Source organism: Streptomyces sp. NPDC048337, from assembly GCF_043201175.1.
Lineage (GTDB): Bacteria > Actinomycetota > Actinomycetes > Streptomycetales > Streptomycetaceae > Streptomyces.
In genome coordinates, this window is record NZ_JBICYR010000035.1 from 35,874 (window position 1) to 42,050 (window position 6,177).

The 6,177-nt window shown below is 71.7% G+C and carries 5 protein-coding genes; 3 read left to right on the forward strand and 2 right to left on the reverse strand.

Going from position 1 to position 6,177, the window contains the following annotated elements; translation table 11 throughout:
• Positions 1-2 precede the first annotated feature (2 nt).
• Positions 3-1,367, reverse strand: coding sequence for an aldehyde dehydrogenase family protein (locus ACGFYU_RS35065; protein ID WP_393831350.1), 1,365 nt, complete (start codon positions 1,365-1,367; stop codon positions 3-5).
• A gap of 44 nt (positions 1,368-1,411) precedes the next feature.
• The gene (locus tag ACGFYU_RS35070) at positions 1,412-2,776 is read right to left on the reverse strand and encodes a glutamine synthetase family protein (RefSeq protein WP_393831351.1); all 1,365 of its coding nucleotides are present in this window, start codon (positions 2,774-2,776) and stop codon (positions 1,412-1,414) included.
• Positions 2,777-2,853: 77 nt separating this feature from the next.
• On the opposite strand from ACGFYU_RS35070, the gene ACGFYU_RS35075 reads away from it, so the two are divergent.
• The 3 genes from ACGFYU_RS35075 (at position 2,854) to ACGFYU_RS35085 (ending at position 5,934) form a co-directional block, all read left to right on the forward strand.
• Entirely contained in the window at positions 2,854-3,600 is a 747-nt protein-coding gene (locus ACGFYU_RS35075) for a FadR/GntR family transcriptional regulator (protein ID WP_393831352.1), read from the forward strand.
• 121 nt (positions 3,601-3,721) lie between these two features.
• Positions 3,722-5,185, forward strand: coding sequence for an ethanolamine permease (eat, locus tag ACGFYU_RS35080; protein WP_393831353.1), 1,464 nt, complete (start codon positions 3,722-3,724; stop codon positions 5,183-5,185).
• A gap of 53 nt (positions 5,186-5,238) precedes the next feature.
• Positions 5,239-5,934: a gamma-glutamyl-gamma-aminobutyrate hydrolase family protein gene (locus ACGFYU_RS35085; protein WP_393831354.1), complete on the forward strand. Its 696-nt coding sequence runs from the start codon at positions 5,239-5,241 to the stop codon at positions 5,932-5,934.
• Positions 5,935-6,177 lie beyond the last annotated feature (243 nt).

Below are 6,177 nucleotides of genomic sequence, written 5' to 3' on the forward strand. Positions count from 1 at the left end.
GTTCAGGCCTCCGTGCTGATGAAGACGTTCTTGGTCTCGGTGAATGCGGTCAGGGCGTCGGGTCCGAGCTCGCGGCCGAGTCCGGACTGCTTGTAGCCGCCGAAGGGGGTCCAGTAGCGGACGCTGCTGTGGGAGTTGACGGAGAGGTTGCCCGCGGCGACGGCGCGCGAGACGCGCAGGGCGCGGCCGATGTCGCGGGTCCACAGGGAGCCGGAGAGGCCGTATTCGGTGGCGTTGGCCAGGCGTACGGCGTCCTCCTCGTCCTCGAAGGGCAGGACGACGGCGACCGGGCCGAAGACCTCGTCGGCGGCGACGGGCGCCGTGGGGGCGACGTCCGTGACGAGGGTCGGCGGGTACCAGAAGCCGGGGCCTTCGGGGGCGGTGCCGCGGATCGCGGTGAGGTCGTCGGTGACGTAGGACCGTACGCGCTCCAGCTGTGTGCGCGAGATCAGCGGGCCCATCTGGGTCTTCTCGTCGGTGGGGTCGCCGACGACGACGCCCTCGATGCCGGGGGCGAGGAGGGAGAGGAACCGGTCGTAGGCGGAGCGCTGGACGAGGATCCGGGTGCGGGCGCAGCAGTCCTGGCCGGTGTTGTCGAGGAAGGCCATCGGGGCGGCAGCTGCGGCGGCCTCCAGGTCCGCGTCCGCGAAGACGATGTTGGGGCTCTTGCCGCCGAGTTCGAGGGTGACGCGCTTCACCCGGTCGGCGCACTTGGCCATGATCTGCTTGCCGACGCGCGTGGAGCCGGTGAAGACGACCTTGGCGACGCCGGGGTGCTCGACGAGGGCGTCGCCGGCGACGTCCCCGCGGCCGGGGAGCACCTGGAAGAGGTGCTCGGGGATCCCGGCTTCGAGGGCGAGTTCGGCGAGGCGCAGCGCGGTGAGGGGGGTGGTCTCGGCGGGCTTGAGGAGGACGGCGTTGCCGGCGGCCAGGGCGGGGGCCAGGCCCCAGGCGGCGATCGGCATGGGGAAGTTCCAGGGGGCGATCACGCCGATGACGCCGAGGGGTTCGAGGAAGGTGACGTCGATGCCGCCGGCGACGGGGATCTGCCGGCCGGAGAGCCGTTCCACTCCCCCGGCGGCGAATTCGAGCAGGTCGCGGACGTTGCCGGCTTCCCAGCGGGCGTTGCCGATGGTGTGGCCGGCCTCGCGGACCTCCAGCTGGGCCAGTTCCTCGATGTGGCCGTCGACGACCGCGGCGAAGCGGCGCAGCAGCCGGGCCCGGTCGGCGGGGGCGGCCGCCGCCCAGGCGCGCTGGGCCGCGGCGGCCCGGGCGACGGCGGCGTCGACATCGTCCCGTGTGGCGGCCGGGACGATGGCGACGAGTTCCTCGGTGGCCGGATTCAACACTTCCAGCACATCGGACACGTGGTGCCTCACAGACGTTCGGTCGGTTCGGTCGGATCAGGGGGTTACAGGCGTTCGAAGGAGCGGCGCAGCTCCCAGTCGGTCACCGCGGAGTCGTACGCGTCCAGCTCGACGCGGGCCATGTTGCGGTAGTGGGCGACCACTTCGGGGCCGAAGGCGGCCTTGGCGATCTCGCTGTTCTCCCAGAGCTCGGCGGCCTCCCGCAGGGTGGCGGGGACGTGCGCGTAGTCGCCGGTGTAGGCGTTGCCGGCGCAGGCCTCGGGCAACTCCAGGCGGTTCTCGATGCCGTAGAGACCGGCCGCGACCAGGCCGGCGACGGCGAGGTGGGGGTTGACGTCTCCGCCGGGGAGGCGGTTCTCGAAGCGCATGGAGCGGCCGTGGCCGACCACTCGGAGCGCACAGGTCCGGTTGTCCACGCCCCAGGCGACGGCGGTCGGGGCGAAGGATCCCGGCCGGAAACGCTTGTACGAGTTGATGTTGGGGGCGTAGAGAAGGGAGAAGTCGCGCAGCGCGGCCAGCTGACCCGCCAGGAAGTGCCGCATCACCGGTGACATTCCGCCTGGCCCGTCGCCGGCCATCGCGTTGCGTCCGTCGGCGTCGGTGAGCGAGAGGTGGATGTGGCAGGAGTTGCCCTCGCGCTCGTCGTACTTGGCCATGAAGGTGAGCGAGACACCCTCCTGGGCGGCGATCTCCTTCGCCCCCGTCTTGTAGACGGCGTGCTGGTCGCAGGTGGTCAGCGCCTCGTCGTAGCGGAAGGCGATCTCGTGCTGGCCGAGGTTGCACTCCCCCTTCGCCGATTCGACGGTCAGGCCCGCGGCCTGCATCTCGTTGCGGATGCGGCGCAGCAGGGGCTCGATGCGGCCGGTCCCGAGGATGGAGTAGTCGATGTTGTACTGGTTGGCGGGGGTCAGGCCGCGGTAGTGGGAGTTCCAGGCCTGCTCGTAGGTGTCCTGGAAGACCATGAACTCCAGCTCGGTGCCGACCATCGCGGTGTACCCGTGCTCGGCGAGGCGCTCCAGCTGGCGGCGCAGGATCTGCCGGGGCGCGGCGACGACGGGCGAGCCGTCGTTCCAGGCGAGGTCGGCGAGGAGGAAGGCGCTGCCGGGGTTCCAGGGGATGCGGCGCAGGGTGGCCGGGTCGGGGTGCATGGCGAAGTCGCCGTAGCCCCGGTCCCAGGAGGACATCTCGTATCCGTCGACGGTGTTCATGTCGGTGTCGACGGCGAGGAGGTAGTTGCAGCCCTCGGTGCCGTGCGCGAGGACCTCGTCCAGGAAGAACTGTGCGGCGAACCGCTTGCCCTGGAGCCGCCCCTGCATGTCGGGGAAGGCCAGGACGACTGTGTCGATCTCACCGCTGGCGACGAGGGAGCGGAGCTCCTCGGGCGCGAGCGGCGGCTTGCGGTCTACCACGGGAATCTCTCCTTCGGTGAGCCGAGGAGGCCTAAGGTATTGAACAGAACCATTGCTTGGGAAGGGGAGGAGCCGAGATGACCGACACGGCGAGCGAGGGCGACGCGATCGCGCGGCTGAATCCCGTGCTGCGGCAGGTGCGGGCGGGCAACGGTTTCGAGGAGGCACTGGAGCAGATCCTCCAGGTGGTCCGGCTGGGCCTGGTGCCGGGTGGCGAACGGCTTCCGCCCGAGCGCGAGTTGGCCGAGCGGATGGGGATCAGCCGGGTCACCCTCCGCGAGGTGCTGAAGGTGCTCCAGGACCAGGGGCTGGTGGAGGCCCGGCGCGGGCGGTACGGCGGAACGTTTGTGCTGCCCCGGCCCGACACCCCGGCGGGCGGCTCCGAGCAGGAGCTGCGCCGGCGGGTCGCGGGGGTGGACATCGAGGACGTGCTGCGGTTCCGCGAGGTCCTCGAGGTGGGGGCGGCCGGACTGTGCGCCTCCCAGGGGCTGACCGACGAGGGCGCCGACCGGCTGCTCGCGGCGCTCGCCGCCACCCACGACGCACCGCTCGCCGACTACCGCCGCCAGGACACCCTCTTCCACCTGACCCTGTGCGAACTGGCCGGGTCCGCCAGCCTGACGGCCCAGTACGCGGCCGTCCGGGCCACGGTCAACGACCTGCTCGACTGCATCCCGCTGCTCGTGCGCAACCTCGAACACTCGCAGCAGCAGCACACCGCGCTGGTGGAGTCCGTCCTGGAGGGGGACGCGGCCGGGGCGCGGGAGACCATGCGCGAGCACTGCTGCGGCACGGCGGCGCTGCTGAGGGGGTTTCTGGCCTGAGCGCAGCGGGGAGGTCTGGGGAGGTTTTCGTAACGCCTGTTTAACGCGGGGGTCTTGCGCACTCCACTCCACTGCGGCAAAGGTACGCCCCACAACCATTGCCCCGAGGCAGGAGCGCACGATGGCCGACGACATCGAGGCACGGCTCAAAGCCGTGCCCGCACCCACCAAGTCCACCAAGGGCGACTACCTGGAACGCCGCACCCTGCGCCGCGGCAGCGCCGGCTGGCTGCTGCTCACCGGTCTGGGTGTCGCGTACGTCGTCTCCGGCGACTTCTCCGGCTGGAACGTCGGCCTCGACAAGGGCGGCTTCGGCGGCCTCGCCATCGCCACCGTCCTGATGGGCGCCATGTACGCCTGCCTGGTCTTCTCCCTGGCCGAGCTGTCCACCATCCTCCCGACCGCGGGCGGCGGTTACGGCTTCGCCCGCCGCGCGCTCGGCCCCTGGGGCGGCTTCCTCACCGGCACCGCCATCCTGATCGAGTACATCCTGGCCCCGGCGGCGATCGTCATCTTCATCGGCGACTACGTCGAGTCCCTCGGCCTCTTCGGCCTCACCTCCAGCTGGCCCGTCTACCTCGGCTGCTTCGTCGTCTTCATCGGCGTCCACCTCTGGGGCGTCGGCGAGGCCCTGCGCTTCAGCCTCATCGTGACCGCCATCGCCGTGGCCGCGCTGCTGATCTTCGCGGTGGGCGCCCTGACCGACTTCGACGCCGGCAGCCTCGACGACATCCCGGTCGACACGACCGCCTTCGGCTCGAACTCCTGGCTGCCGCTGGGCGTCCTGGGCATCTGGGCCGCGTTCCCCTTCGGCATGTGGTTCTTCCTCGGCGTGGAAGGCGTACCGCTGGCGGCGGAGGAAGCCAAGGACCCCGTCCGCTCCATGCCGAAGGCCCTGGCCATCTCCATGGGCATCCTCGCCCTCCTGGCACTGATCACCTTCTTCGCAGCGACCGGCGCCCAGGGCGCCGACGCCGTCAAGGCGGCCGGCAACCCCCTGGTCGTGGCCCTGGAAGGGGACGACGGCCCGACCGCACTGAGCCGCTTCGTGAACTACGCGGGCCTGGCCGGCCTCGTGGCCTCCTTCTTCTCCCTCATCTACGCGGGCTCGCGCCAGCTCTTCGCCCTCTCGCGGGCCGGCTACCTCCCGCGCTTCCTCTCGCTCACCTCCAAGCGCAAGGCCCCGTACCTGGGCCTGGTCATCCCCGGCGCGATCGGTTTCGCCCTCGCGGCGGCCACCGGCAACGGCGCCCGCATGCTCAACATCGCGGTCTTCGGCGCGACCATCTCCTACGCCCTGATGGCCCTCTCCCACATCGTGCTGCGGCGCCGGGAGCCGGGCCTGGAGCGTCCGTACCGCACGCCCGGCGGAATCCTGACCTCCTCGGTGGCCTTCGTACTCGCCCTGTCGGCCCTGGTCGCCACCTTCCTGGTGGACAAGGACGCGGCATTCATCGCACTGGCCGTGTACGCCGTCGCCCTCGCCTACTTCGCGATCTACAGTCGGCACCACCTCGTGGCCTCGGCCCCCGAGGAGGAGTTCGCGGCTCTGGCGGAAGCCGAGGCGGAACTGACCCGCGACTGAAACGCTGTCACCACCTCACCCCTCACCCCTCACCCCTCATCGGAGGTAAGAACGTGCCCAGGCCGCTCATCGGCATCAGCACCTACGTGGAGGAATCCACCCGCTACGGGGTGTGGGACGTGCCCACGTCCCTCGTGCCCACCGGGTACTACGAACTCGTCCAGGCGGCGGGCGGTGCGGCCGTGCTGCTGCCGCCGGACGAACCCGGGGCGGCGGCCGAGGTGTTGAGCCGGGTGGACGGCCTGGTCATCGCGGGCGGCCCGGACGTGGACCCGGTCCACTACGGCGCCGCCCGCGACCCCCGCACGGGCGCCCCGGCCACGATCCGCGACCACTGGGAACTGGCCCTGATCGCGGCAGCCCTCGACTCCTCCCTCCCGCTGCTGGGCATCTGCCGGGGCATGCAGGCGCTGAACGTGGCCCTCGGCGGCACGCTGATCCAGCACATCGACGGCCACGTCGACACCCCCGGCGCCACCTCCTGGCACCCGGTCCGCCCGGTCCCCGGCACGCGCTACGCCTCCCTCGTCCCCGAGGAAGCGGACGTACCGACCTACCACCACCAGGCCGTCGACCGCCTGGGCCGCGGCCTGATCGCCTCGGCCCACGCGCTCGACGGCACGGTGGAGGCCATCGAAGACCCGACCCGCTGGGTCCTGGGCGTCCAGTGGCACCCCGAACGCGACAAGGACACCCGCGTCATGTCCTCCCTCATCGAGGCCGCCACCCTCCCGGTCCCGGTGGCCTGACCCGGGGCTCGATGCACCCGGTCGGGGTCGGGGACGGGGTGGGGTGTCGGCCGGGACCAAAACGAGATGAATTCGGCGCGAGCCACCGCCCGACAAAGCCGACCCGGAACAGGCGCCGAACATCGAAGCCCGTCCCGGACGACACCCCACCCCCGGCCCCGGCCCCCCCCCCCCCCCCCCCCCCCCCCCGGCGCCGCCCGGGGGGGCCCCCCCCCCCCCCCGCCGCGCCCGCCCGGGGCCGGG